At 68.2% G+C, this 24,145-nt stretch carries 25 protein-coding genes; 16 read left to right on the forward strand and 9 right to left on the reverse strand.

The features are described from left to right. Positions 1-75: 75 nt before the first annotated feature. The 3 genes from AC1Q6E_RS03310 to AC1Q6E_RS03320 form a co-directional block, all read right to left on the reverse strand. Positions 76-1,335: a pyridoxal-phosphate-dependent aminotransferase family protein gene (locus AC1Q6E_RS03310; RefSeq protein WP_152795466.1), complete on the reverse strand. Its 1,260-nt coding sequence runs from the start codon at positions 1,333-1,335 to the stop codon at positions 76-78. Between the two features lie 151 nt (positions 1,336-1,486). Beyond that, a complete protein-coding gene (gene asd / locus AC1Q6E_RS03315; protein ID WP_152795468.1) occupies positions 1,487-2,347 on the reverse strand; it encodes an archaetidylserine decarboxylase in 861 nt (286 codons plus the stop codon). Positions 2,348-2,393: 46 nt separating this feature from the next. Continuing rightward, the gene (locus tag AC1Q6E_RS03320; RefSeq protein ID WP_296560052.1) at positions 2,394-3,410 is read right to left on the reverse strand and encodes a LacI family DNA-binding transcriptional regulator; all 1,017 of its coding nucleotides are present in this window, start codon (positions 3,408-3,410) and stop codon (positions 2,394-2,396) included. A gap of 158 nt (positions 3,411-3,568) precedes the next feature. Between AC1Q6E_RS03320 and AC1Q6E_RS03325 the strand changes: the two genes are divergently transcribed. Genes AC1Q6E_RS03325 through AC1Q6E_RS03350 form a run of 6 tightly spaced genes read left to right on the forward strand, consistent with a single transcriptional unit; the run spans position 3,569 to position 8,511 of the window. Continuing rightward, entirely contained in the window at positions 3,569-4,390 is an 822-nt protein-coding gene (locus tag AC1Q6E_RS03325) for a dioxygenase family protein (protein ID WP_296560050.1), read from the forward strand. A 30-nt stretch (positions 4,391-4,420) separates the two neighbouring features. Further along, positions 4,421-5,188: an SDR family NAD(P)-dependent oxidoreductase gene (locus AC1Q6E_RS03330; protein ID WP_492572198.1), complete on the forward strand. Its 768-nt coding sequence runs from the start codon at positions 4,421-4,423 to the stop codon at positions 5,186-5,188. Further along, complete coding sequence (locus tag AC1Q6E_RS03335) at positions 5,185-6,066, forward strand: beta-keto acid cleavage family enzyme (protein WP_492572199.1); 882 nt, start codon at positions 5,185-5,187, stop codon at positions 6,064-6,066. The genes AC1Q6E_RS03330 and AC1Q6E_RS03335 overlap by 4 nt, the downstream gene beginning before the upstream one ends. A 17-nt stretch (positions 6,067-6,083) precedes the next feature. Continuing rightward, complete coding sequence (locus AC1Q6E_RS03340) at positions 6,084-7,106, forward strand: quinone oxidoreductase family protein (RefSeq protein WP_492572200.1); 1,023 nt, start codon at positions 6,084-6,086, stop codon at positions 7,104-7,106. Continuing rightward, positions 7,103-7,465, forward strand: a complete 363-nt coding sequence (locus AC1Q6E_RS03345; protein WP_492572201.1) for a cupin domain-containing protein — start codon at positions 7,103-7,105, stop codon at positions 7,463-7,465. Before AC1Q6E_RS03340 ends, AC1Q6E_RS03345 begins: the two co-directional genes overlap by 4 nt. 53 nt (positions 7,466-7,518) lie before the next feature. Beyond that, positions 7,519-8,511, forward strand: coding sequence for a tripartite tricarboxylate transporter substrate binding protein (locus AC1Q6E_RS03350; protein ID WP_152795480.1), 993 nt, complete (start codon positions 7,519-7,521; stop codon positions 8,509-8,511). A gap of 213 nt (positions 8,512-8,724) precedes the next feature. Here the strand turns inward: AC1Q6E_RS03350 and AC1Q6E_RS03355 are convergent, their stop codons facing one another. Further along, complete coding sequence (locus tag AC1Q6E_RS03355; RefSeq protein ID WP_152795482.1) at positions 8,725-9,690, reverse strand: Bug family tripartite tricarboxylate transporter substrate binding protein; 966 nt, start codon at positions 9,688-9,690, stop codon at positions 8,725-8,727. 159 nt (positions 9,691-9,849) lie between these two features. On the opposite strand from AC1Q6E_RS03355, the gene AC1Q6E_RS03360 reads away from it, so the two are divergent. The 7 genes from AC1Q6E_RS03360 to AC1Q6E_RS03390 all read left to right on the forward strand — a co-directional run bounded on the left by AC1Q6E_RS03360 (position 9,850) and on the right by AC1Q6E_RS03390 (position 16,049). Beyond that, entirely contained in the window at positions 9,850-10,464 is a 615-nt protein-coding gene (locus AC1Q6E_RS03360) for an ABC transporter ATP-binding protein (protein WP_296560041.1), read from the forward strand. Continuing rightward, positions 10,461-11,267 carry an ABC transporter permease gene (locus AC1Q6E_RS03365; protein ID WP_492572202.1) on the forward strand — a complete coding sequence of 269 codons (807 nt, stop codon included), beginning with the start codon at positions 10,461-10,463 and terminating at the stop codon, positions 11,265-11,267. Before AC1Q6E_RS03360 ends, AC1Q6E_RS03365 begins: the two co-directional genes overlap by 4 nt. A 95-nt stretch (positions 11,268-11,362) precedes the next feature. After that, positions 11,363-11,854 (forward strand): anti-virulence regulator CigR family protein, encoded by a 492-nt coding sequence (locus AC1Q6E_RS03370; RefSeq protein WP_492572203.1) that lies wholly within the window; start codon positions 11,363-11,365, stop codon positions 11,852-11,854. Positions 11,855-11,901: 47 nt separating this feature from the next. Further along, positions 11,902-12,513, forward strand: coding sequence for a LemA family protein (locus AC1Q6E_RS03375; RefSeq protein ID WP_492572204.1), 612 nt, complete (start codon positions 11,902-11,904; stop codon positions 12,511-12,513). Next, positions 12,510-13,424 carry a TPM domain-containing protein gene (locus AC1Q6E_RS03380; RefSeq protein WP_492572205.1) on the forward strand — a complete coding sequence of 305 codons (915 nt, stop codon included), beginning with the start codon at positions 12,510-12,512 and terminating at the stop codon, positions 13,422-13,424. The genes AC1Q6E_RS03375 and AC1Q6E_RS03380 overlap by 4 nt, the downstream gene beginning before the upstream one ends. A 2-nt stretch (positions 13,425-13,426) precedes the next feature. Beyond that, on the forward strand, positions 13,427-13,921 hold the full coding sequence (locus AC1Q6E_RS03385; RefSeq protein WP_152795488.1) for a TPM domain-containing protein: 495 nt from the start codon (positions 13,427-13,429) through the stop codon (positions 13,919-13,921). Positions 13,922-14,078: 157 nt separating this feature from the next. Next, entirely contained in the window at positions 14,079-16,049 is a 1,971-nt protein-coding gene (locus AC1Q6E_RS03390; RefSeq protein ID WP_296560031.1) for a PhoX family protein, read from the forward strand. Here AC1Q6E_RS03390 and AC1Q6E_RS03395 read toward each other — a convergent pair. From AC1Q6E_RS03395 to AC1Q6E_RS03410, 4 genes are all read right to left on the reverse strand, one after another. Then, positions 16,039-16,527 (reverse strand): universal stress protein, encoded by a 489-nt coding sequence (locus AC1Q6E_RS03395; RefSeq protein ID WP_152795492.1) that lies wholly within the window; start codon positions 16,525-16,527, stop codon positions 16,039-16,041. The two genes, AC1Q6E_RS03390 and AC1Q6E_RS03395, sit on opposite strands and share 11 nt — an antisense overlap. A 34-nt stretch (positions 16,528-16,561) precedes the next feature. Further along, positions 16,562-16,963 carry a carboxypeptidase-like regulatory domain-containing protein gene (locus tag AC1Q6E_RS03400; RefSeq protein WP_296560030.1) on the reverse strand — a complete coding sequence of 134 codons (402 nt, stop codon included), beginning with the start codon at positions 16,961-16,963 and terminating at the stop codon, positions 16,562-16,564. Between the two features lie 45 nt (positions 16,964-17,008). Continuing rightward, the gene (locus tag AC1Q6E_RS03405) at positions 17,009-17,848 is read right to left on the reverse strand and encodes a universal stress protein (protein ID WP_152795496.1); all 840 of its coding nucleotides are present in this window, start codon (positions 17,846-17,848) and stop codon (positions 17,009-17,011) included. A gap of 181 nt (positions 17,849-18,029) precedes the next feature. Then, the gene (locus AC1Q6E_RS03410) at positions 18,030-19,301 is read right to left on the reverse strand and encodes an MFS transporter (RefSeq protein ID WP_296560029.1); all 1,272 of its coding nucleotides are present in this window, start codon (positions 19,299-19,301) and stop codon (positions 18,030-18,032) included. A gap of 94 nt (positions 19,302-19,395) precedes the next feature. Between AC1Q6E_RS03410 and AC1Q6E_RS03415 the strand changes: the two genes are divergently transcribed. Together AC1Q6E_RS03415 and AC1Q6E_RS03420 are read left to right on the forward strand one after the other, a co-directional pair. After that, complete coding sequence (locus AC1Q6E_RS03415; protein ID WP_492572206.1) at positions 19,396-20,304, forward strand: LysR family transcriptional regulator; 909 nt, start codon at positions 19,396-19,398, stop codon at positions 20,302-20,304. 105 nt (positions 20,305-20,409) lie between these two features. Beyond that, positions 20,410-20,922 carry a FecR domain-containing protein gene (locus AC1Q6E_RS03420; RefSeq protein WP_492572207.1) on the forward strand — a complete coding sequence of 171 codons (513 nt, stop codon included), beginning with the start codon at positions 20,410-20,412 and terminating at the stop codon, positions 20,920-20,922. 28 nt (positions 20,923-20,950) lie between these two features. On the opposite strand, the gene AC1Q6E_RS03425 is transcribed toward AC1Q6E_RS03420, so the two are convergent. Beyond that, positions 20,951-22,480, reverse strand: coding sequence for a TerC family protein (locus tag AC1Q6E_RS03425; protein WP_492572208.1), 1,530 nt, complete (start codon positions 22,478-22,480; stop codon positions 20,951-20,953). Positions 22,481-22,734: 254 nt separating this feature from the next. On the opposite strand from AC1Q6E_RS03425, the gene AC1Q6E_RS03430 reads away from it, so the two are divergent. Continuing rightward, positions 22,735-24,048, forward strand: a complete 1,314-nt coding sequence (locus AC1Q6E_RS03430) for a serine hydrolase domain-containing protein (RefSeq protein WP_296560023.1) — start codon at positions 22,735-22,737, stop codon at positions 24,046-24,048. Positions 24,049-24,145 lie beyond the last annotated feature (97 nt).

Below are 24,145 nucleotides of genomic sequence, written 5' to 3' on the forward strand. Positions count from 1 at the left end.
AGGATGCGGTGGATCCGGCTCCGCCGGTCCACCCGCATCGCCCCCTGGGGGGCGCGCGAAGCGCGTAGGGGGGGGCTACACCTGCAGGCTGTATTCCAGCGTGGCCATGCTGGCGGGCATGTCGACCTTGGCACCCAGGTCGCGCATGGTCGATCCCAGTGCGTGCAGCGTGCGGAACAGGTTGTGGGCCCGGCACTGTTCGCCCATCTGGCCGATGCGGACGATGGGCAGGCCGAACGAACCCGAGATCTCGACCCGATAGCGGTCGGAAATATGCGCGCAGATCCCGGTGTTGGTCAGGCCTTCCGGCACCGTGATGCCGACCACCGAGTTCAGGCGCGAGGCAGGCGGCGCGAACAGGCGCAGGCCCATGGCCTCGATGCCGTTCTGCAGGGCAAAGGACGATCGCGAATGGCGCGCGAAACGCACCGGCAGCGTCTCGGCGCAGACCAGGCGCAAGGCCTCGTGCAGCGCCAGCACGCCCGACACCGGCGCGGTGTAGTGGTAGGACCCCTTGTGCCAGAAGTTCTCGGCCAGCTTGGCGTCCAGGACCCAATGGGTGTTGGGCGTCTTGCGCCGGCCGATGTGTTCCCAGGCATCGTTGGAGAATGCGATCAGCGACACGCCGGGAATCGACGACAGTCCCTTCTGCCCGCCGGTGATGACCGCGTCGATCTGCCAGTCGTCCATCTGCAGCGGCATGGTGCTGAGCGTGCAGACGGCATCGACCACGACCAGGCAGCCGTGCTTCTTGGCGGCCTTGGCGATGGCGGGCAACTCGCGGTTGAAGACCGTGTTGGAGGTTTCGCCCTGGACGATGGTCAGGACGTCGGGGCGGTGCTGCTCGATCGCCTGTTCCACCTGCCGGGCCGAGGCGGCCTGGTTGCCGTCGATGTCCAGCGTGACGACGTCGGCGTCCAGGCGGCGGCTCATCTCGGCCATGCGGGCGCTGAAGAAACCGTTGACCACGCACAGCACCTTGCTGCCGGGCGACACCAGGTTGCAGATCGCCATTTCCATCGCGGCCGAGCCCGGCCCCGCCACGCCCAGCACCCATTCGGACCTGGTCTGGAACACGTAGCCCGCCATCTGCTTGACCTGCGAGATGATGGTCGACATGGTCGCGCCCAGGTGGTTGATGACCACCGAATTGGCATGGGCGACCGCGTCGGGGATGGGCACGGGACCGGCGCCCATCATCAGCAGGGGATCGTCGGGCAGGATATCGCTCAGCAGGCGCACGCGGGGCGGCTGCGAGAAGACTAGCGGGGCGTGGTCGGTCGAGGAAGCGGTATCAGCGGTTTCTTCGGCGTCGCGAAGCGGACGGGTTGGCATGTTGGATGTGCGGCTGTGAGTGGAAAGCCCGGCGCCGGGCGGTCTGTCGGCCGTATCCCGGGGCGGGGCGGCGCTGGCGGACCGGCGAAGCCGGATCCGCGGCACCTGGGGGACAGGCGCCGTGGTCGTCGAGAATATTCGACGGCCACCATTATAGATTCACTGCGCGCCCGAGCGCCTGGCCCATGCGGACACCAGCGAGCGGCCCCAGGGCGCCGAGCCAGTCCACCCGGCCGGCGCCGAACAGCAGGACGACGGTCGAGCCGAGCTTGAAGCGTCCCATCTCGGCGCCTTTCTCCAGCCGCACGGCGCCGTCGTCGTACCGCGTGGCGATGATGCGCGAGCCGTGCGGCGCGACCTGCCCGCCCCAGACGGTTTCCATGGCGCCCACGATCATGGCGCCCACCAGCACCACCGCCATGGGGCCGAGTTCCGTATCGAACAGGCAGGCCAGGCGTTCGTTGCGCGCGAACAGCCGCGGCACGGACCGGGCCGTGAGCGGATTGACCGAGAACAGGCGGCCGGGAATGTAGACGGTTTCGCGCAAGGTGCCGGCCACCGGCATGTGCACCCGGTGATAGTCACGGGGGGATAGATAGATGGTGGCGAAGCCGCCGTCCTGGTAGGGCGCGGCGCGGCGCGCGTCGCCGCCCAGCAGTTCCTCGGCACTGAAATCGTGGCCCTTGGCCTGGAAGACGCGGCCGGCGCGGATGGGCCCCAGTTGGCTGATGGCACCGTCGGCCGGGCACAGGACCGCGTCCCCGGACGGGTCGAGCGGCCGCGCGCCGGGTTTGAGCGCGCGGGTGAAGAAGGCGTTGAAGTGCTCGTAGGCGGCGGGATCGGGCTCCAGGGCCTCGTTCATATCCACGCCGTACTGGCGAATGAAGCGGGCAATGGCGGGGTTCTTCAGGCTGGGGACGCGGCAGTGCGCGAGGCGGCCGAACAGGCTGGAGATGAGCGCCTGGGGCGCGAGATACTGGCCGTAGATGAAAAGCTGGTCTTTGATGGACATGTCGGGGCCTCGCGCGGCGAGGCAGGTTCGGGGTTGCGCCTGGATATTACAGCGGGGCGGAGGAGCCGCGCACCACCAGTTCGGGCCGCAGGACAACGGTGGACGTCGTGCCCGGCACGCCGCGCAGGCTGTCCAGCAGCAGACGGGCCGCCCGGAAGCCCATTTCGTAGTGCAGGATGCGCACCGTGGTCAGGGGCGGGGACACGCGGTCCATCAGCGGCATGTCATTGTGTCCGACGACCGAGATGTCCTGGGGCACCTTGCGCCCGTGCCGCTGCAGCTCCTGGATCGCGCCCAGCGCGATCAGGTCGTTGGCAGCGACGATGGCGGTGAATTCAGCCCCGGAGCCCAACAGCCTGCGCGTGCCTTCCTCGCCGGCATCGCAGGAGTAGGCGTTGCACTCCGCGAAGCCCGCGGGCTCCAGTCCGTGCGCGGCCATGGCCTGGCGAAAGCCCGCCTGCCGCAGCGAGCCGGTGGACAGCGCCAACGGCCCGGACAGGTGGGCGATGCGGCGGTGGCCGATCGAGACCAGGTGGTCGACGGCCAGCTTCATGCCCAGCATGTCGTCGCTGACAACGGCGGGCAGGCTGCCGTCTTCGTCGCGGCGATTGACCAGCACGACCTTGACTTGATCGCGCACCAGGCGTTCGACCAGGGGGTCGTGCAGGCTGGAGGTCGCGATGATGAGACCTTCGACCCGCTGGGCGAGCATGCGGTCCGCGGCCTGCTCGGGCGCCTGTTCGTTGCCGGTATCGGCCACCAGCACGAAGAACCCTTCGGCTGCCAGCGCCTGTTCGATGCCGCGCAGGATGGGCGGGAATACCGGGTTGGTGATGTCGGGCAGCAAGACGCCGACCGTGCCGGACCGCCCCGTGCGCAGCGCCGACGCCGCGCGGTTGACGCGGTAGTTCAGGGCGCGGGCGGCCGCCTCGACACGGCCGACCACTTCGGGGCTGACCATGTGGCGGCGTTCGGGGTCCAGCGCACGCGACGCGGTGGTCTTGTGCACCTGGGCGTGCAGGGCGATATCGGCAAGGGTGGCGGCGGAGGAACGCTTGGGCATGGGCGAGATGATAGCGAAGTGCCGGCGCATGGTTCGCGGGAAATTTCCTGGTTGACAAGCGGAACGAAGTGGATAAACTGAATGCTATCGATAGCATGAGGTTTTGCCAAATGTTGCCAAGTACTCCGGAATCACTTACGCCCATCGTTATGCAATCGATGGCAAATACATCCGATGCCCGTGTCAAGGAACTGCTGTGCAGCCTGGTCCGGCACCTGCACGCGTTCGTGCTGGAAACCCGCCTGACCGAGGCCGAGTTCGAGTATGCGCTGGGCTACCTCAATGCCATCGGGCAGGCCACCTGCGATACCAAGAACGAGGCGGTGCTGGTGGCCGACCTGCTGGGGGTGTCGTCCCTGGTGGCGCTGCTGAACAATGCCGACCGCCACGGCGAGTCCGATGCCGCGCTGCTCGGCCCGTTCTGGCGGGCCCATTCGCCCAGCCTGGCGCCCGGCGCGTCGCTGGCGGCGCCGGGCACGCCCGGCATCCCGCTCGAAGGCAGCGGGCTGGTCCAGGACCGCGAGGGGCGGCCGCTGGCAGGCGTCACGGTGGATATCTGGCATGCCTCGCCCAGTGGCCTGTACGAGAACCAGGACGAGACCCAGCCCGACATGAACCTGCGCGGCCGCTTCACGACCGACGAGAACGGGCGCTTCCGTTTCCGCTCGGTGCGGCCGGCGGGCTATCCCGTGCCGGTGGACGGGCCCGGCGGCGTGCTGCTGCGCGCCCAGGAGCGCCATGAATTCCGGCCGGCGCACCTGCATTTCATGTTCTCCAAGCCCGGCTACAAGGTCCTGATCACCCAGGTCTACGCCGACGACTCGGAGTTCCTGCACAGCGATCCGACCTTCGGCGTGACCCGCCGGCTGGTCGGCCAATACCGGGTGGAGCCGCGTCCCGGCGGCGAGGTGGCGGTGTTCGACCACTGTTTCACGCTGCTGGAAGGCGAGATGGTCTTCCCCCATCCCCCGATTCCCTGATTTCCCCACGTACTCCCCAAGGAACCCCTTATGACACAAGCATCCCCATTCGCGCCGCAGGACCGCCTGGACGGCAAGGTGGCGGTGATCGCGGGCGGCACCGGCGCGATCGGCCATGCCAGCGCCCGGCGGCTGGCGGCCCGCGGGGCCCGCTGCGTGCTGCTGCACAACGGTGATCCGGCCGCCCGCGCCCGGGTGTCCGAGCTGCCTGGCGAAGGACACGCCGAAGTCGCCGCTTCCATCACCGACAGCCCGGCCTTGAAGTCGGCGGCCGACCGTGTCCGCGCCGAGTTCGGCACCTGCCACATCCTGATCAACAGCGCCGGCTACACCAAGCCGGTGCCGGCGGCCGACCTCGACGGCCTGACCGACGAATTGATCGACGACATCCTCAAGGTCAATTTCCGCGGGGTGTTTGCCACCATCCGCGCCTTCGCGCCCTTGCTCAAGGAAAGCGGCGACGGCCTGATCGTCACGCTGTCCTCGATCGCGGCTTTCACCGGCGTCGGCAGCAACCTGGCCTACGTGGCGGCCAAGGCCAGCGTGGATGTGGTGGGCGAGGCGCTGGCGCGTGTATTGGCGCCGCACGTGCGTGTGCTGTCCGTCAGCCCGGGCGTGGTCGACTCCTCCTTCGTGCCCGGCCGGGGCGCCGATTTCAACGCCAAGACCGCGGCCACCACGCCGCTGGGCCGCATCGGCACCACCGATGACATCGCCGCCGCCGTGGAGGCCTGCGCGACCTCGTTGCGCTTCGCCACCGGCACCCGCATCGTGGTCGATGGAGGACGCCACCTGTGAACCCGACCGTCATCACCTGCGCGATCACCGGCAACCTGACCAAGCCGGAGCAGACGCCGCACCTGCCCATCACGCCGGAACAGATCGCCGATTCGGCGCTGGAAGCGGCCCGCGCCGGCGCGGCGCAGGTCCATATCCACGTGCGCGACCCGCAGACCGGCCGCCCGTCCATGGACGTCGACCTGTACGACGAGGTCATCCGCCGCATCCGCGCCCAGAACCGCGAAGTCATCATCAACCTGACCACCGGCCCCGGCGGCCGCTATGTACCGAGCGAAGCCGAACCGCGCGTGGCAGGCCCCGGCACCACGCTGCTGCCGCCGGAAAAACGGGTCGAGCACATCGCGCGCCTGCGGCCCGATGTCTGCTCGCTGGACCTGAACACCATGAACTCCGGCGCCGAGGTCGTCATCAATACCCCGCGCAACGTGCGCGTCATGGCCGGCGTCATCCGCGAGGCGGGGGTCAAGCCTGAACTGGAGATCTTCGACAGCGGCGATATCCACCTCGCGCGCGACCTGATCGCCGACGGCACGCTGGACGGACCCGGCATGTGGACCTTCGTCACCGGCGTCAAGTACGGATTCGAGGCGACGCCCGAGACCCTGTTGTATGCCCGCAGCCTGCTGCCGGCGGGCGCCTTCTGGTCCGCCTTCGGCGTGGGGCGCTACGAGTTTCCGATGCTGGCGGCCGCCTTCGTGTCGGGCGGCCACGTCCGCGTCGGCCTGGAAGACAACATCTACCTGTCCCGCGGGGTCCTGGCGCCCAGCAACGCGGCACTGGTGGAGCGCGCGGCGCGCATCGTGCAGGACCTGGGAGGAAGCGTGGCGACCGCCGGCGAGGCCCGCGACCTGCTGGGCCTGCCCATCAAGCATTGAAGGAACCGCTACCGATCATGTCCACCGTCATGCAAGAACTCCAATCCGGACCCGCCGTGCGCGTGCTGGCGAAAGCCGAGTCCGCCGCCCACCTGGCCCCGGCCATCGAAACCCTGGCCATGCCCCGGCCGGCCGCTGGCCACGCGGTGGTGAAAGTGGCCAGCGCGGCCGTCAACCCGAGCGACGTGAAGGCGGCGCTGGGCCTGATGCCGCAGGCAGTCTGGCCGCGCACGCCCGGCCGGGACTTCGCCGGCACGGTGGTGGCCGGTCCCACCGAATGGACGGGCCGCCGCGTCTGGGGCTCGGGCGGCGACCTGGGCATCACGCGGGATGGCTCCCATGCCGCCTGGCTCACGCTGCCGCTGGCCGCGCTGGAGGAAATGCCCTCGGGCCTGGACTTCGACGCCGCCGGGTCGATAGGCGTGCCATTCGTGACGGCCTATGAAGGCTTTCGCCGCAGCGGCATGCCGCTGCCCGGCCAGGTGGTCGCCATCATGGGCGCCAACGGCAAGGTGGGGCAGGCGTCGGTCCAGCTCGCGGCGCAGGCCGGGGCGCGGGTCATCGCGGTGCAGCGCCGGCCGGGACCCTATGCCGGCTTCGCCTGCGCGCCGGTCGAGGTCGTGGACGCCAGCCAGGAAGACGTCGCCGCCCGGCTGCGCGAGCTGACGGGCGGCCGTGGCGTGGATCTCGTCTACAACACCGTGGGCAGCCCGTACTTCCAGGCCGCCAACCAGGCCATGGCCAAGCGCGCCACGCAGATCTTCATCTCCACGGTCGAGCGCCCCGTGCCGTTCGACATCTTCACGTTCTACCGCGCCATGCATACCTACGTGGGCGTGGACTCGCTGGCCATGGACTGCACCGAGGCGGCCGCGCACCTGCGGGCGCTGCGGCCGGGGTTCGAGGCCGGCACGTTGCGGCCGTTCCCGGTCGAGGCCGACGCCGTCTACGCGCTGACCGACGCGCTCGCGGCCTACCGCACGGTGATAGGCGGATCGGACCAGCGCATCGTGCTGCGGCCCTGGGGCGGCGCCGAATGAACGTCACCCGCTATCCCGAAGCCCCGGTCTACGAGGCCCCCAACCACTTCGACATGCGCTGCGTGCGGCTGCAGGGCAGGGAAGCCGGTCCGGCCGAACAACTGTGGCTGGGCGTCTCGACACTGGAGCCTGGCGGCCACACTTCGCTGGACGCCTCGCCCATGGAGAAGCACTACGTGGTCCTGGAGGGCGAGCTGACCGTCGTCGCCGAGCTGGACGGCGCGCGCCAGGAAACCACCCTGGGACGCCTGGACTCCTGCCGGTTGGCGCCCGGAGAGAAACGCCAGTTGATCAACCGCAGCGGCCGGACGGCGTCGGTGCTGCTGGCCATGCCATTCAGCCCGCCCGCTTCGGGCTGAGGCGGGGCAGTCCGCCCGCCGTTTCATCCGACAAATCAGAGAGGAGACACACCATGCAACGATATTCCCACTCACGCCGGACCTCGCTGCGCATCCTCGCGGCCGCGACGATGCTGGCCGCTGGCGCGGGCGCCCAGGCCCAGGGCAACTGGCCCCAGGGCGCTCCCATCCGCTTCATCGTCCCGTTCACCGCCGGCAGCGGCACCGACGTGGTGGCACGCTCGATCGCCGACAAGCTGGGCCCCATCCTGGGCGCGCAGATCGTGGTCGAGAACAAACCCGGCGCGGGCGGCACCCTGGGCGCGGCCCAGGTGGCCAAGGCGCCGGCCGATGGCTACACCCTGTTGATCCACAGCTCGGGCCACCTCGTCAATCCATCGATCTATCCGAACCTGCCGTATGACACGCTCAAGGACTTCGAGGGCATCACGCCCCTGGCCAGCCTGCCCAACGTGCTGGTGGTCTCGCCCTCGGCCGGCTACAAGAACCTGGGCGACCTGATCGCCAAGGCCAAGGCCGACCCCGGCAAGCTGTTCTACGCCTCGGCCGGCAACGGTTCGGCCACGCACATGAACGCGGAGCAGTTCCGCGTGGCCGCTGGCATCGAAGCGGTGCACGTGCCGTTCCGCGGGACACCCGAAGCCATCACCGAGACCATCGCCGGCCGCACGACCTGGTTCTTCGCGCCGCTGGTGTCGGCCCTGCCCATGATCAAGGATGGCAAGCTGCAGGCGCTGGCCGTCGGCACCGCCGCGCGCTCGGCCGCGTTGCCCGACGTCCCCTCGATGACGGACTCCGGCCTGCCGGCCGCGGCCTACACCTTCTGGGTGGGCCTGTTCGCTCCGGCCAAGACGCCGCAGCCCGTGGTCGACAAGATCCACGCCGGCGTGCTGAAGGTGCTGGAGATGCCCGACATCAAGACCCGTTTCGCCAACCTCGGCGCCGCCCCGATGCCGATGGACCAGAAGGCCTTCGACAAGTACCTGACCGACGAAACGAAGTCCGCCACTCAGTTGGTGAAAGCCGCCGGCATCAAGATCGAGTGATCCTCCAAGAACGAGAAATACCCCCACGGCTTGCCGCTTCGCGGCGGCGCTTCCCCCCGAGGGGGCGCCTTTTGCCTGGGGGCGGCCCGGCGACAAAAAAACCTGCTCATTGGCAGGGTTTTTTGTTTCCACCCGCATCGCCCCCCCCGGGCCCGCCGCGTAGCGGCTGGGGCCCATCGTTCGGGGCGCGCGTCAACGCGCAGGACGGCCCAATCAATCCAGCATGGGCAGCTTGGCTTCCTCGGCCAGCTTCTTCAGCGAGGCCTGGCCGTCGAGCATGAACTTGGCGAAATCCTTGCCCACGATCATGTTCAGCTGCGAGCCCATCTGGTCGAACTGCTCGCTCATGCCGGGCTTGGACAGCTCGGTGGTCAGGATGTTGGTGATCTTGGCGATCACGTCGGGCGGGGTGTTCGCCGGGGCGTAGAGACCCAGCCAGGTGGAGAACTGCAACTGGGGGTAGCCCAGTTCCACCGTGGTGGGGACGTCCGGCAGGGTGGGCCAGCGCTTGGGACCCATGACGGCCAGCGCGTGGACGCGGCCGCTCTTGGCGTTGGGGGCCACGCTGCCCGGGGAGTCGAACATGGACTGCACCTGTCCGCCCATCAGGTCGTTCATGGCCGGGGCCGCGCCGCGGTAGGGAATGTGCAGCATGTTGGCGCCGACGCCGTGGGCGAACAGTTCACCCGCCAGGTGGTAGCCGGTGCCATTGCCCGAGGACGCGAAAGTCGTGCCCGGGTGCGCCTTCACGTAGGCCACGAAGTCCTTGAAGTCCTTGACCGGCAGCGAACGGGTGGCGACCACCACGTGCGGCGACACGGTCACCGTCATGATGGGCGTGAAGTCCTTGTTCGCATCGTAGGGCACGTCCTTGCGCAGCACCGGCGCGACCAGGTGCGTGGAGGAGGACGTCAGCAGCAGGGTGTAGCCGTCGGCCGGCGATTTCGCGACGAAGCTCGCGCCGATCGCGCCGCCCGCACCCGTCTTGTTCTCGACGATGGTGGCCTGGCCCCAGTTCTGTTGCAGTTTCTGGGCGAGCAGGCGCGCGACCGTGTCGGTATTCGTGCCGGGCGGGAAGGGGTTGATGATGCGGACAGGGTGGTCGGGATAGGGGCCGGCATGGGCAGGGGCGACGGCCAGGGTGCCCAGAACGAGGGCGGCGGCGAGTGCGCGATACATAGATGAAACAACCTTGAAATGGTAAGTGGGTTTTGTGGTCTTATCGTTGCCGCGAGCAACTATCGATTATACGTGCATGGCCACGGCAGGCCCGCGCCACGCGGTCTTCGCGCTAGACTGTCGCTCGGCCCGACCGGGTAGCCTGACGACCACATCACCTTGACCGACACCTGTTCTTCTCTGACCGTCACCGGCTTGCGCGGCCGCCTCGCGGGCCCCTTCGACCTGGGGATGGCAGGCGGCGAGTGCGTGGCGCTGTCCGGCCCGTCCGGCGTGGGCAAGAGCCTGCTGCTGCGCATGATCGCCGACCTCGAACCCGCCCAGGGCCGCGTCGAGCTGGACGGCGTCGACCGCAACCGTATGCCGGCGCCAGCCTTCCGGCGCCAGGTGACCTATGTCGCGGCCGATGCCGGATGGTGGACGGATATCGTGGCCGATCACATGGCGTATCCGGAGCGGGCACGCGCGCTGCTGCCGGATCTGGGGCTGGCCGATGCGTTGTTCGACGCGCCCGTTGCCACGCTGTCGACCGGCCAGCGCCAGCGGTTCGCGCTGGTGCGCGCCATCTCGCAGCGCCCGCGGTTTCTCTTGTTGGACGAGCCGACCTCGGCCCTGGACCCGGAGGCCATCACCCGGGTCGAGGCCTTGCTGGCGCGGCTGCGCGAAGACGGCGCCGGGCTGTTGGTCGTCACGCACGACGCGGCGCAGGCCGCGCGCATTGCCACCCGGCGGCTGCGCATGACGCCCGGAGGGCTGGAGGACGAAACACCATGAGCCCGATTTCCCTGACACCGCTGGAGCTGGCCATCGCGGCCGTGCTGGTGCTGGCCAGCGCCGCGCTGTCGCTGCGCCTGGCGCTGGGGATCCAGCGCCCGCTGCTGATCGCGGCGGCGCGCATGGTCGTCCAGTTGGTACTGGTCGGGCTTTTCCTGCGCCAGGTCTTCGCGCTGACTTCGCCCTGGGTGACGGGCGCGGTCGTCATGGTGATGATCGCCGCCGCCTGCCATGAGGTCGGATCGCGGCAGGAGCGGCGCTTCCGGGGCGCCTGGCGCTATGGCGTGGGTGGGGTGCCGGTGGGCATCGCCACGCTGGGCATCGCGCTGCTGGCGCTGGCGACGGCGCTGCGTCCCGACCCCTGGTACGACCCGCGCCACGCGATCCCCCTGGCCGGCATCGTGCTGGGCACGGCCATGAACAGCGCCAGCCTGGCCCTGAACGGGGTGTTCACGTCGGTATCGCGCGAACGAGCGGCGATCGAGGCCCGGCTGGCCCTGGGCGCCGACCGCTATACGGCTTTCCGGAGCGTCATCCGCGGGGCCGTGCGGGCGGGGGTGCTGCCCGTCATGAACCAGATGGCGGCGGCGGGTGTCATCACCATGCCGGGCATCATGACGGGGCAGATCCTGGCCGGGATGGACCCCATCGAGTCGGCCAAATACCAGATCCTGCTGATGTTCCTGCTGGCTGGCGGCGGCTTCGCGGCCTCGGCTGGCTCGGTCTACCTGGCCGTATGGCGGCTGACCGACGCGCGCGACCGCCTGCGCCTGGAGCGGCTGGTCTCCGGGGCGGGCGGCTGACGCTGCTGCAACTGGATACCTTATCGGACCCGCCTCCCGGGACCTTGCGCTATGCTTGGCCCGTTGCACGCCTGTGCTCGAGGAGCCGAAAGCCAATGATGCTCAAACCGCGACGCGAGATTTTCCTCGCCCTGCTGCTGGCAGGTTCGCTTGGCGTAGCGCCAGCCTGGGGCGACCCGCCCGGAGGCAAGGGCAACGGCAACGCTCATGCGGGAGGCGGCCACGGCAAAGGCCACGGGCAGGGCGACAAGTCTTCGGGCAAGGGCGGCGGTTCCAGGCAGGACAAGCATGCCGGCGGCGATGGCGATGACCTGGTCCGCGCGGGCATCACCGTGTCGCTGGCCCGAAACTACGCCGCCGACTACCGCGCGGTGGGCTACGGCCCCTTGCCCCCGGGCATACGCAAGAACCTGGCCCGGGGCAAGCCGCTGCCCCCCGGCATCGCCAAGAAGGCAGTGCCCGCCGGCATGGTGGCGAGGCTGCCGGTCTACCCCGGCTACGAGTGGCGCGCGGCGGGAACGGACCTGATCCTGGTATCCCTGGCCACCCTGGTCGTGGCGGACGTGCTGGCGGACGTTTTCCGCTGACCGGCCAAACATTCATTTCCCAAGCGCGCATTTCCAAGGAGAACAAGGTGCGAAGCCTGATCACTGCTTTCTTCGTCATACTGGCGGCCACGCTGTCCGGCTGCGGCTACAACGATCTGCAACGCGCGGACGAACAGGTCAAGGCCGGCTGGTCGGAAGTCCTGAACCAATACCAGCGGCGGGCTGACCTCATTCCCAATCTGGTCAACACGGTCAAGGGCTACGCCAGCCACGAACAGGACACGCTGACCGCCGTGGTCAACGCGCGCGCACAGGCCACGGGCATCAACGCCACGCCGGAACTGGTCAACGATCCCGAGGCCTTCGCCAAGTTCGACGCCGCCCAGCAGCAACTGACCAGCGCGCTGTCGCGCCTGATGGTGGTGGTGGAGCGCTATCCGGACCTGAAGGCCAACGAGAACTTCCGTGATCTCCAGGCGCAGCTCGAAGGCACCGAAAACCGGATCACCGTGGCCCGCAATCGTTACATCAAATCGGTCCAGGACTACAACGTGATCGTGCGTTCGTTCCCGAGCAACCTGACCGCGAAGGCCTTCGGATACCCGGTCAAGGCCAACTTCTCGGTGGCCAACGAGAGCGCCATTTCCACACCGCCCACCGTCGATTTCGGCGGTGGCAAGCCCACGGGCGCGCGATGAGCACTTGGCGGGCCTGGGGGCGCCGGGCGGCCGCGTGGCTGGCTGCCGGTGCCGCCGTGCTCTGGCTGGCGGCCGGGCCGGCCCAGGCTGCCAGTGACGGGCTGGTGGCGATTCCGCCGTTCGGGGGACTGGTCACCGACCTGACCTCGACGTTGACCGCCGAGCAGCGGTCGGGACTGGAACAGCAACTGCGCGCGTTCCAGGAGCGTAAAGGCAGCCAGCTCGCCATCCTGATCGTTCCCAGCACGGCGCCCGAGAGCGTCGAGCAGTACTCCCTGCGGGTGGCCGAGGCCTGGAAGCCCGGCCGCAAGAACGTGGATGATGGCGTGCTGTTCCTGGTGGCCAAGGACGACCGGCGAATGCGGATCGAGGTGGGCTACGGGCTGGAAGGCGTCCTGAACGACGCCACCGCCAACCGCATCCTGAACGAGATCGTCACACCCCGGTTCCGGGAAGGCGACTACTACGGGGGCATCGCCCAGGGCGCCGACCGTATCATGCGGCTCATCGACGGCGAACCGCTGCCGCCGCCCCCCGAGCGCGGCGGGCAGGAAAGCGGCGACCTGGAAGGCATCGCGCCGGTGCTGCTGATCGTCGCGCTGGTGGCGGGCGGCATGCTGCGACGGGCCCTGGGCAGGCTGCCGGGCGCGCTCCTGACGGGCGGCATCGTGGGCGGCGCGGCCTGGCTGCTGTCCGGCGCGCTGGCCATCGCGGCCGTGGGCGCTTTGCTGGCGTTCTTCTTCACGCTGGTGGGCGGCGGCTTCGCCGGCCTGCCGGGCGGCTATGGCGGCAGCCATCGTGGCGGCGGACGGGGAGGGGGAGGCGGCTTCGGCGGCGGTGGTTTCGGCGGTGGTTTTGGAGGAGGGGGAGGCGGCGGCTTCGGTGGCGGCGGCGCCTCGGGACGGTGGTAGGCATGGCGATCAAACGATTCCTCAAACATCTGGCGACCACGCGTCGCGCGGCGCATCAAGCCTTCCCGGCTCCGGTGCTGGACCGCATCGAGCGGACCATCCGCGAGGTCGAGTCCCGCCATGACGGCCAGATTCGTTTCGTGGTCGAGGCCGCACTGGACATGGGCCCGCTGTGGCAGCAGCAATCGCCGCGGGAGCGGGCGCTGGAAGTCTTCGCCCTGCAAGGCGTCTGGGACACGCCGGACAACAACGGCATCCTGATCTACGTCCTGATGGCCGATCATGCGGTCGAGATCGTCTGCGACCGGGGTATCCACGCCTGCGAAGGCGCCGGAACCTGGGAGGCCGTCTGCCGCGGCATCCAGGATGCGTTCGGCCAGGGGCGCTACGAGCAAGGCGTGGTCGACGGCATTACGGCGCTGGGCGCCTCGCTGGCCCGCCACTATCCGGGCTCGCCCCGCGCCAACACCTTGCCGGATCGTCCGCAGATCATGTAGTGCCCGGGCCGCCGGCCGCGTCGCATTCATGAAAGTGTCACCCATGCCTCCTAGCATTCGCCCAGACGCGAATCAGGAGGCATGATTCCCTGGTTTCCGGACCGGGATGCTGCCGTCGATTCGACGTCGCAACACCCCCTCCTTGGAAACCAGAACAATGTCCGATACGTTACGCAACAACTCGCGCCGCCAGGCGCTGAAGTTCCTGGCCGGCGCGCCCGCCATGCTGCCTCTGGGGACGGTCACCGCCTCCCTGCTGGCCGCCTGTGGCGGGGATGACGATCCCATTACCTCCACGCCCAAGCCCCCCGCGGATTTCGTGTCGGCCTCGTTCACGTCCACGCCCGCGCCGTCGCTGTCCAACCCCGCCGCGATGGCGACGACCACCGTGAATTCCACGCTGACCGTGAAACTGAACGACGGCAGCTCGCACGCCTACAAACTGGCCTACCAGCCGTTCTTCATCACCGGCGACATGGTCGCGGACGGCAAGGGCGGGAAGGTCCTGGCCGGCGGCTATGTCGACATCAACAACAAGCCCATCATCGACAAGTCCGTGGCGGGCAAGGAACGCCAGATTTTCTCTGACTCGCCGGACGGCACTTCGCTGCTCGCGCTGCCCAGCGCCAACGTGGCGGGCATCAAGGGCAAGGCCGTGTTCGCCGTGGTGCAGTTCGAATACACGACGCGCGACCAGAGCGGCGCCGACACCTACGGCACGCTGCCGTCGCCCATCGCCGTCCTGACCCTGGACCAGGACCAGGCCACCGGCAAGCTCAGCCTGGTCAAATACCACAACGTCGACACCTCGTCGGCCCACGGCCTGTGGATCACCTGTGGCGCCAGCCTGTCGCCCTGGAATACCCATCTGTCCAGCGAAGAATACGAGCCGGACGCGCCGTTCGTGTCGACCAACGCCCAGTTCAAGGCCTTCAGCAAGAACGTGTACGGCGACGAGACGAAGGCCCGTCCTTATCACTACGGCCACATTCCCGAAGTGACCGTGAATCCCGACGGCACGGGTTCGATCAAGAAGCACTATTGCATGGGCCGGATTTCTCACGAGCTGATCCAGGTGATGCCGGACAACCGCACGGTGCTGATGGGCGACGACGCCACCAACAGCGGCCTGTTCGTGTTCGTGGCGGACAAGGAAAAGGACCTGTCGGCGGGCACGCTGTACGTCGCCAAGCTCGGTGCCGGCTTTTCGGCCGATCCGGCCGCAGCCGGCGCCAACCTGACCTGGATCAAGCTGGGCCACGCCACCAGCGCGGAAATCGAGCAGATGGCCAACACGCTCGATCCCGAGGACATCATGACGGTGCTCAAGGCCGATCCCTCGGATGCGACCTACACGAAGATCTTCTCGAACGGCGCGGCCAACTGGATCAAGATCAAGCCCGGCATGGAGAAGGCCGCGGCCTTCCTGGAGACCCATCGCTACGCCTACCTGGCGGGCGGCAGCATGGGCTTCACCAAGATGGAAGGCACCACGGTCAACATCAAGGACAAGGTCGCGTACTCGGCCCTGCAGAACATCCAGGACTCCATGGTCAAGGGCAACGCCAAGGGCTGGAACGAGCAGAGCGGCATCGCGCTGGACAAGGCGCTGATCGCCGGCGGCGTGCTGGCCCACAACCTGGCCGGCGGCCAGAAGGACCAGGCCGGCGCGGCCATCAACAGCGAATGGATGCCGGTGCACACCCGGATGCTGCTGGTGGGCGAGGACATCGCCGCTGACGCGCTGGGCAACAAGGCCAATCCGGAGCTGGTCGCCAACCCCGACAACCTGAAGTTCTCGGAAAAGCTGCGCACGCTGTTCATCGGCGAGGACAGCGGCTCGCACGTCAACAACTTCCTGTGGGCCTACAACGTCGACACCAAGTCGCTGTCGCGGCTGTTGTCGGTGCCGGCGGGCGGCGAGTCGACCGGACTGCACGCGGTGGACGAGATCAACGGCTGGACCTACATCATGAGCAACTTCCAGCACGCCGGTGACTGGAGTTCGCTGCACGACAAGGTCAAGGACGCGCTGGACCCGCTGATCCGTACCAACTACAAGGACCGTTTCGGCGCCGCGGTGGGCTACCTGACCGCCGACCCCACGAGCATCAAGCTCAAGGGGTGACGTCCGGGGTGCCCGGGCCGGCGTCGTCGTCGGCCTCGGGCAGCCGGACCAGCAGCACGGGCACCGGCGCCCCGCGCAGGATCTTCTCGGCGCTGCTGCCCAGCACCATGCGGGGCAGGCCGCGCCGGCCGTGCGTGCCGATCACGATCAGGTCCGCCGGCCATTTGCGCGCTTCCTGGATCACCAGTTCGTGCACCGGGCCGGCGAAATTGTCGTGCAACACGGTATCGGCCGCGATACCCGCGGCCTTCGCCTTGGCCTGCGCCTGCTGGATCAGTTCGGCGCCGTTGGCGCGCAGGACGGTGATCCAGTCGGCATAGGCGGCGTAGGCGCCCATGGACCCGGCCAGCGACAACTCGTCGATCACGTGCATCAGACGCAGTTGCCCCTTGGTCAGGGCCGCGATGCGCAGGGCCTCGTCCAGCCCGCGGTTGGAGGTGGGGCTGCCGTCGACGGGAACGAGTATGCGCTGGTACATGGAATGCTCCTGGAATGGTGAGTGACCGGTCCGGTCAGAAATAGAAGGAAACGTCGGTCCGTCCCGAGGTGGGAACGCGGACCTGGCGGCTTTGCCTGGCCGATCCGTATTCGGCGTCGATCCGGTAGTTGCCGGGCGCGAGCCGGGCCAGCAGGTAGGGGCCCTGGGTGGTCACGGACAGGAGGTCCTTGCCGCCGCTGTCGCGGATGGACACGCGCACGTCGGCCACGTATTCGCCGCTCCTGGCCGCCGCCAGCAGGCGCAGGCTGTAGTCCTTGGCCATGCCACGGATGGCGGTCGACTCATCCTGGCCCACGCCGCCCGTCACGTAGGCGATGCCGTTCTGTTCGCCCTTGTCCATCGCCTGGCCGGCAAGCGGCCAGGCGGCCGCCAGCGCAAGCGCCAGGGGCGCCGCCCATCGTGGATTCTGCTTCATGGTGCGGCTCCTTGCCGATCCCCGGGCCGTCCACGGGCCCCTGGGTCAATGGGAAAACAGGACCGGCACGGTCATCGACTCCAGCAGGGTCCGTGTCGTGCCGCCAAGGACCGCCTCCCGCACCCGGCTGTGGCCGTAGGCGCCCATCACGATCAGGTCGCAGGCGTTGTCCGTGGCCGCATTCAGGATGCAATTGCCTATCCCCACTCCCGCGCTCTCGCGCACGGTTTCCTGGGGGATCGGGTATTGGCGCCCGGCGCAGTAGGCCAGGAAATCGGCCCGTTTGGCCTGGGCCGCCTCGCTGGATTCGGACGGCGGGTCGACCCGCAGCGCGAACAGCTCGGAGGCCTCTTCCAGGATGGGGCCGGCATCGGCCAGCGCGCGGGCCGATTCGCGCCGTTCATCCCAGCAGAAAAGCACGCGACGGCCGATGGCGTTCAACTCGCCTACCGACGGCAGCATCATGACCGGGCGGCCCGCGCCCAGCATCACGGCGGCCAGCAGGGCCGGCATCTGCAGCGGGCCGGGATCGGCGTCGTTGGGCTGGTTCATGATCAGGAGGTCGCAATAGCGGGCCTGCTCGCACAGGATGTCCTCGGCCAGGCCGTCTCCCGTGCGCCAGTGCGCCGTCACGCCGGTTTCGCCCGCGACCTCGTGCAGCAGGGCTTCGGTGGCGGCGCGGTCGTCCGCCACCCGCTGGCGCAGCATGCGATTGACGTCGTCGGAAACGAAGAAACCTTCGTAGTGATAGGGGAGGGGGCGGCCGAAACTGGCATGGATGCCGACCAGCGCGGCATCGTGTTCGGCGGCCAGTTGCGCCGCGGCGCGTACGCGCCGCCTGCAGCCCCGGTCCAGATCGAGATGAACTGCGATACGTCCCAGCATATGCGCCTCCAGCCGTGAGTGGATGACTCCATCCTAGCCGCAACGCGATGCGTGAACCTTGATCTGGCTCAAGTCCGCCGCACGCGTGGGCGACGGTGGCAACTCATGGATAGTCTGGTACGAAAAAGGGGAAAAGGAAAGGGTGCCTGCGGGAGAGTTGGTAACCAGAACTGAACGGGCCCTAGACCGCCGCCGCGCGCCGGGCCAGCAGGATGGCATTGGCCGCCGCGAGCGCCAGCAGGACGGCCACCAGCCCGACAAAACCGCCCCAGCCCGCCCGGTCCAGCGCATAGCCGCCGCCCAGTCCGATCAGGCTGGAACCGCAGTAATAACCGAACAGGTACAGCGAAGATGCCTGGGCGCGGCCTTGGCGGGCGGCGCGCGCCACCCAGGAGCTGCAGATGGAGTGCGCGCCGAAGAAGCCGAAGGTCAGCACGGCCATCCCGAGGACGAGCAGCCACAGGTTGCCCGACAAGGTCAGCAGCACGCCGGCCAGTTGCAGCAGGACTCCCGCGGCCATGACGCGCCCGTGTCCAAGCCGGGCGGCCAGGTCTCCCATCCAGGCGGAACTGACGATACCTGCCAGGTAGACCACCGAGACCATGCCGACCACGGCATGGCTGAGCGAAAATGGCGGGGCGAGCAGCCGGAAGCCGATGTAGTTGTACACGGCGACGAAGCCGCCCATCAGGAGGAAGCCCTGGGCGAACAGCCGCAGCATGACAGGATTGCGCAGGTGGGCACGGAAGCTGCCCAGGGCCCCGGCCACGTCCAGCATGCGAGGCTTGAAATGCCGGGATGCCGGCAGGGTCTTCCAGAACAGCACCGCGCCGGCGAAGCCGATCAGGCCGATGACCAGGGCCGCGACGCGCCAGCCGTGGCCGTCGGCGATGACGCCGGCCAGTAGGCGGCCGGACATGCCGCCGATGGCGGAACCGCCGATGTACAGGCCCATGGCGAGTCCGGCCGCGCGGGGTTCCATTTCCTCGCCCACATAGGCCATGGCGACGGCCGGCAGGCCGCTCAGGGTGATGCCCATCAAGGCACGGAGCGTCAGCAGCGCCGGCCACTGGGGAAAGAGGGCCATCGCGGTGGTCAGGGCCGCCGAGCCAAGCAGCGAGGCGAACATGAGTGCGCGCCGGCCCAGCCGCTCGGACATGGCGCTGGCCACGAGCATGGAAACCGCGAGCAGGGCGGTGGAGAGCGACAGCGCCAGGCTGCTAGCCGCGGGCGACAGGCCGAAATCGTGGGCGAACAGCGGCAGCAGGGGCTGTACGAAATACAGCAGCGAGAAGGTCGAGAAACCGGAGGCGAACAACGCGATCACCGCCCGCCAGAATGCCGGCGTGCCGCGCTCGATGTGGCCCGGCGGCAGGGCCGGCGCGGCGGCGGCCTGATACGCGGTGGTGTCCTGGGGTGGCAGTGAGGCGCCGACGGGCGGGGCGGAAGACATGGCAGTCGAGCAAGTGACGATCTAGGGGTTAACTCTAGGCGTTTTGTCTGATATCGTCCAATACTGAAATCATGCCCAGTAATATCCAATCCCTATGATCGATCTACGCCGGGTCAGGTACTTCGTGGCGCTGGCCGAAGAACTGCATTTCGGCAGGGCGGCGACCCGGCTGGGCATGTCCCAGCCTCCGCTGAGCCAGCAATTGCAGGCGCTGGAACAGGACCTGGGTGCCCGACTGCTCCATCGGAACAAGCGCCAGGTGTCCCTGACCGAGGCCGGCCAGTTGTTCCTGCCCGAGGCTCGCGCGCTGCTGGCCCAGGCCGAACGGGCGGCGTCCATCGCGGCGCGGGCCGCGCGCGGCGAACTGGGCACGCTGCGGGTGGGATTCACCGAAAGCGCGGTCCTGACCGGCGCGCTGCCCAACCTGTTGTCGCGTTTCCGCGAACGCCATCCGGCCGTGGCGGTGCAATTGATCGAAGAGACCAGCCAGGAGCAGATCCAGGCCATGCTGGACGGGCGCAGCGACGTGGGGTTCATGCGCCTGCCCGCCAGCGGGGCCTTTCCCCCGGAACTCGACGCCTACCCGCTGTTGTCCGATCCGCTGGTGGCGGTATTGCCGCGCCAACATCGGCTGGCCGACGACAGCGACGCGCTCGGCGTGGCCGCGCTGGCGCAGGAGCCCTTCGTTTTCTTCGCCCCAGGCGCGGGCACCGGCGTCTACAGCCAGGTGCTGAGTCTGTGCCGGGCCGCCGGCTACGCGCCTCGCGTCGCCCAGGAAGCCCGGGAGGTGGTGACCATCGCGGGGCTGGTGGCCGCGCGGCTCGGGGTGTCCATTCTGCCGGCCTCGGTGCGCCGGCTGGACGTGGCAGGCGTGGTGATCCGGGCGCTGCGCGAACCCGAAGCCGCCTCGAAGCTGTGGCTGGCCAGCCGCCGGGATGGCGCGTCGGCTACCGGAACGGCGTTCCGGAGCCTGGCGACGGCGCCACAGCCAGCCTCCTTATAATCGTCCACTCCCGGATCGAACTCCCATCCCGTTTCCTGCCGCGTCCCCATGCCCCAGCCGTCATCCCGCACTTCGCCCACACAGACTTCTCCCTGGAAACGCCGGTTGGGCTGGGCCTGCCTGCTCCTGGCGCTGGGGCTGGTGGGCGCCTTGACCGTCAGCTGGGTCATGCGCGAGAGCTCGCCCCAGTTCGGCGAACAACTCCGCACGCAAGGCGAGGCCCGGGAACTGGTGTTGCCCGACGGTTCCCGCATCCACGCCGGCCCGGACACGTCGCTATCGGTCGGGTACTACTCACGCAGGCGCCAGGTGATCCTGGCGCGCGGCGAGGCATCCTTCCACGTGCGCTGGCAGTACCGCGCCGCCTTCTTGGTCCAGTGGGGCGTGAACGAAGTGGTCATCGACGGCAGCCGGGTCGAAACCCCCGACATCCTGTTCCGCGTCGTGGCCGAACCCGAGCGCCTGCGGGTCGAGCTCGCGGAAGGACAATTGAAAGTGCGCACCGTGACGGCAGGTCCTCGCGAGTTCGTGGAACTGCGGCCAGGAGACGTACTGATCGTGGACATGGGCACGCGCACCCACCAGCTTACGCACGCGGGCCAGGCCCCCGCGCGCTAGGGCGGCGTCTCCCGGCCCCGGGCCGGCATCATGCGTCGCCCAGCCTGGCCACCTCCACCATGGAAATGCGGTTGTCGTCCAGTTCACTCACGGTGAAACGGTAGCCTTCATGATCCAGCCAGGCCCCCACGGGCGGCAGCTCGGCGAACCGGGTCAACAGGAATCCGGCCAGGCTGGTGTAGCCGGTGCCGGCCAGCCCGGACGACAGGTCCAGCGCCTGCTCCACGTGGCGCAGGTCCGCGGAGCCGCTCATGCGCCATTGTCCTGGCGCCAGCAGTTGTATGGACGGCGCTTCGTCCTCGTCGGGAAAATCGCCGGCGATGGCCTCCAGCACATCCACTGGCGTGACCAGCCCCAGCACGGCACCATATTCATCGGTCACGAGGACCAGTTGGCCGCGCGAGTCCCGCAGTACGTCCATCAAGTCCAGGATGGGGATCGACTCGTGCACGTAGATGGGGGCGCGCAGATGGGAGGCATCGATGCTTCCGGTCTCGAGCAGATCGGCCAGGAGATCCTTGGCACGGGCGACGCCGGCAATGTCATCGAAGTGCCGCCGGCAGACGGGAAGGTAGCTGTGGGGCGTATCGAGGATGCGCGCGCGCAACTCGTCCGCGCCGGCCGTCAGGTCCACCCAGGATATCTCCGAGCGCGGCGTCATGATGGACCGCACCGAACGGTCCGCCAGCGTCAGCACGCCGCTGACCATGTGGCGTTCTTCCTCGGCGAAGGCGCTCGGCGGAACGGCGGGGGAGGCTTCGTCGGATCCCGGTGAGGTGCGCCGCCCTCCCAGCAGGGCCAGGATCGCGTCGGCGGTGCGCGCGCGCAGCGGCCGGCGCGCCGCATGCCGGATGGCGTTGCGCCGCGCGGTCTGGTTGAAGGCCTCGATCAGGATGGAAAAACCGATGGCCGCGTAGAGATAGCCCTTGGGGATGTGGAATCCCAGGCCGTCCGACACCAGGCTCAGCCCGATCATCAGCAGGAAGCTCAGGCACAGCACCACGACCGTCGGATGGGCGTTGACGAAGCGCGTGAGCGGCTTGGATGCAAGAAGCATGATGGCCATCGCCACGATGACCGCGATCATCATGATGGCCAGCTCGTCGACCATGCCCACGGCGGTGATGACCGAGTCCAGGGAGAAGACCGCGTCCAGCAGCACGATCTGGGTGACGACGAGCCAGAACCCCGCCTCGACCTTGCGGTTGCCCGAATCGTGGCCGGAGCCCTCCAGCCTTTCGTGCAATTCCAGCGTGGCCTTGAACAACAGGAACAGGCCGCCGACCAGCAGGATCAGGTCGCGCCCCGAAAACGAGAAGCCGGCGACGCTGAACAAGGGCGTGGTCAGCGTCGCCAGCCACGAAATGGCGGCCAGCAGCGCCAGGCGCATGACCAGGGCCAGCGACAGGCCGATGATCCGCGCGCGGTCGCGCTGCGAGGGCGGCAGCTTGTCGGCCAGGATGGCGATGAAAACCAGGTTGTCGATGCCCAGGACGATCTCGAGCACGATAAGAGTCAGTAGTCCGGCCCATGCGGTAGGGTCCGCCAACCATTCCATGAATCGCTCCGCAGAAAGAAGGGAGAGCAGTGTCGCATGAGGTCCGGGATTCCGGACACAGGGAAAAAGGCAATTCCGCGTTTCTGCAATGTATTCGACAGATTGGCGTGGCCGCAGGGAAGCGGCGGCGCCCTGCAGCAAAGTGGCGCGCATATTGCTTACGTTCGCCCCTGCGGCGGAACCGCGCCTGGGCGCGGAACAAGAGGACTCGTTCGGGTCCCGTCCCTCCGCCCGCAACCACAAGGAGAACAAAGGTGACAACCCACGCAGTGTCCTTACCCCAGCTTCAATCCCGTCCTTCCTGGATTCCGCCGCTAGGTCGAGGCCTCGTCTACAGCCTGACGCTGGCTGGCCTGATCGGCCTGGCCGGCTGCGGCAGTGACGATGATCCGCCGCCCGCGCCTCCCGAACCGCCAGCCAATACCTATCCGCATGCGAAGGAGCCGATAGGCACGGTACGGCAGATGTACGACGGCACCCTGACCCCCGATCTGGCGGTGAACACCTTCCGCAACATCGACCGCCTGTTCCCGACCCGCAGCATTGCACCCGCGGCCACGCCGCGCCCGCTGCCCAAGGCGGCCAAGCAACTGCCCGTGATCAAGTTCACCGCGGGCGGCAAGAACTACGATACCTACGACTATCTTGCGCTGAATCGCGTCTCGGGCCTGCTGGTGCTCAAGAACGGGGAGATCGCCTACGAAAGCTACCAGTACGGCAATACCGAGAAGACCCGCTGGATGTCGATGTCTGTCGCCAAGTCCATCACCTCGACGCTGATCGGTGTCGCCATCCAGGATGGCCTGATCGGCAGCCTGAACGACCAGGTGGTCAAGTACGTGCCCAAGCTGGCCGGCAGCGCCTACGACGGCGCCACCGTACGCGACGTGCTGATGATGTCCTCGGGGGTAAAGTGGGACGAGACCTATACCAACCCCGCCTCGGACCGCCGGGCGCTGCTGGAAGCCCAGATCGGCCAGAAGCCGGGCTCGGCGCTGGAACTGATGAGCAAGCTGCCGCGCGCGGCAGCCCCTGGATCAACCTTCAACTACAGCACGGGAGAAACGCAGATCGCCGGCGAACTGCTGCGCGGCGCGATCAAGAAGCCGCTGGCCCATTACCTGTCCGAGAAGATCTGGTCCAAGTTCGGCATGGAAGCCGAGGCCAACTGGTGGCTGGACTCGCCCGACGGCGTCGAGATCGGCGGCAGCGGCCTGAGCGCCACGCTTCGTGACTGGGGCCGATTCGGGCTGTTTTTCATGAACGACGGCGTCATTAACGGCAAATCCATCCTGCCCAACAACTGGGTGACCGATGCCGGCAGCGGCAAGTCGCTCAGCGGCGGCGATCCCTTGCCTTACTATGGCTACATGTGGTGGGTGAACACCGACGGCCAGTCGGCGATCGACAAGGCGTTCTATGCGACCGGCATCTTCGGTCAGAACATCTACATCAACAGAAAGGAAAAAGTGGTCATCGTGACCTGGGGTGCGCAGTCCAAGCCCACGGGCACGACCGTCGTCAACAACACGGCGTTCTTCGACGCGGTGGTGAAGGCGCTGCAATAAGAAGAAGCAGAACGGCCGCGGACGAGGAGGGCGGGGCGCCGCCCCGCGGCTCTTCGTCCAGCGGTTCGTCCAGGCGAAAAACCGCCACGTCCATCCG

This window comes from Pigmentiphaga sp. MLSB6-MA01, from assembly GCF_058793475.1.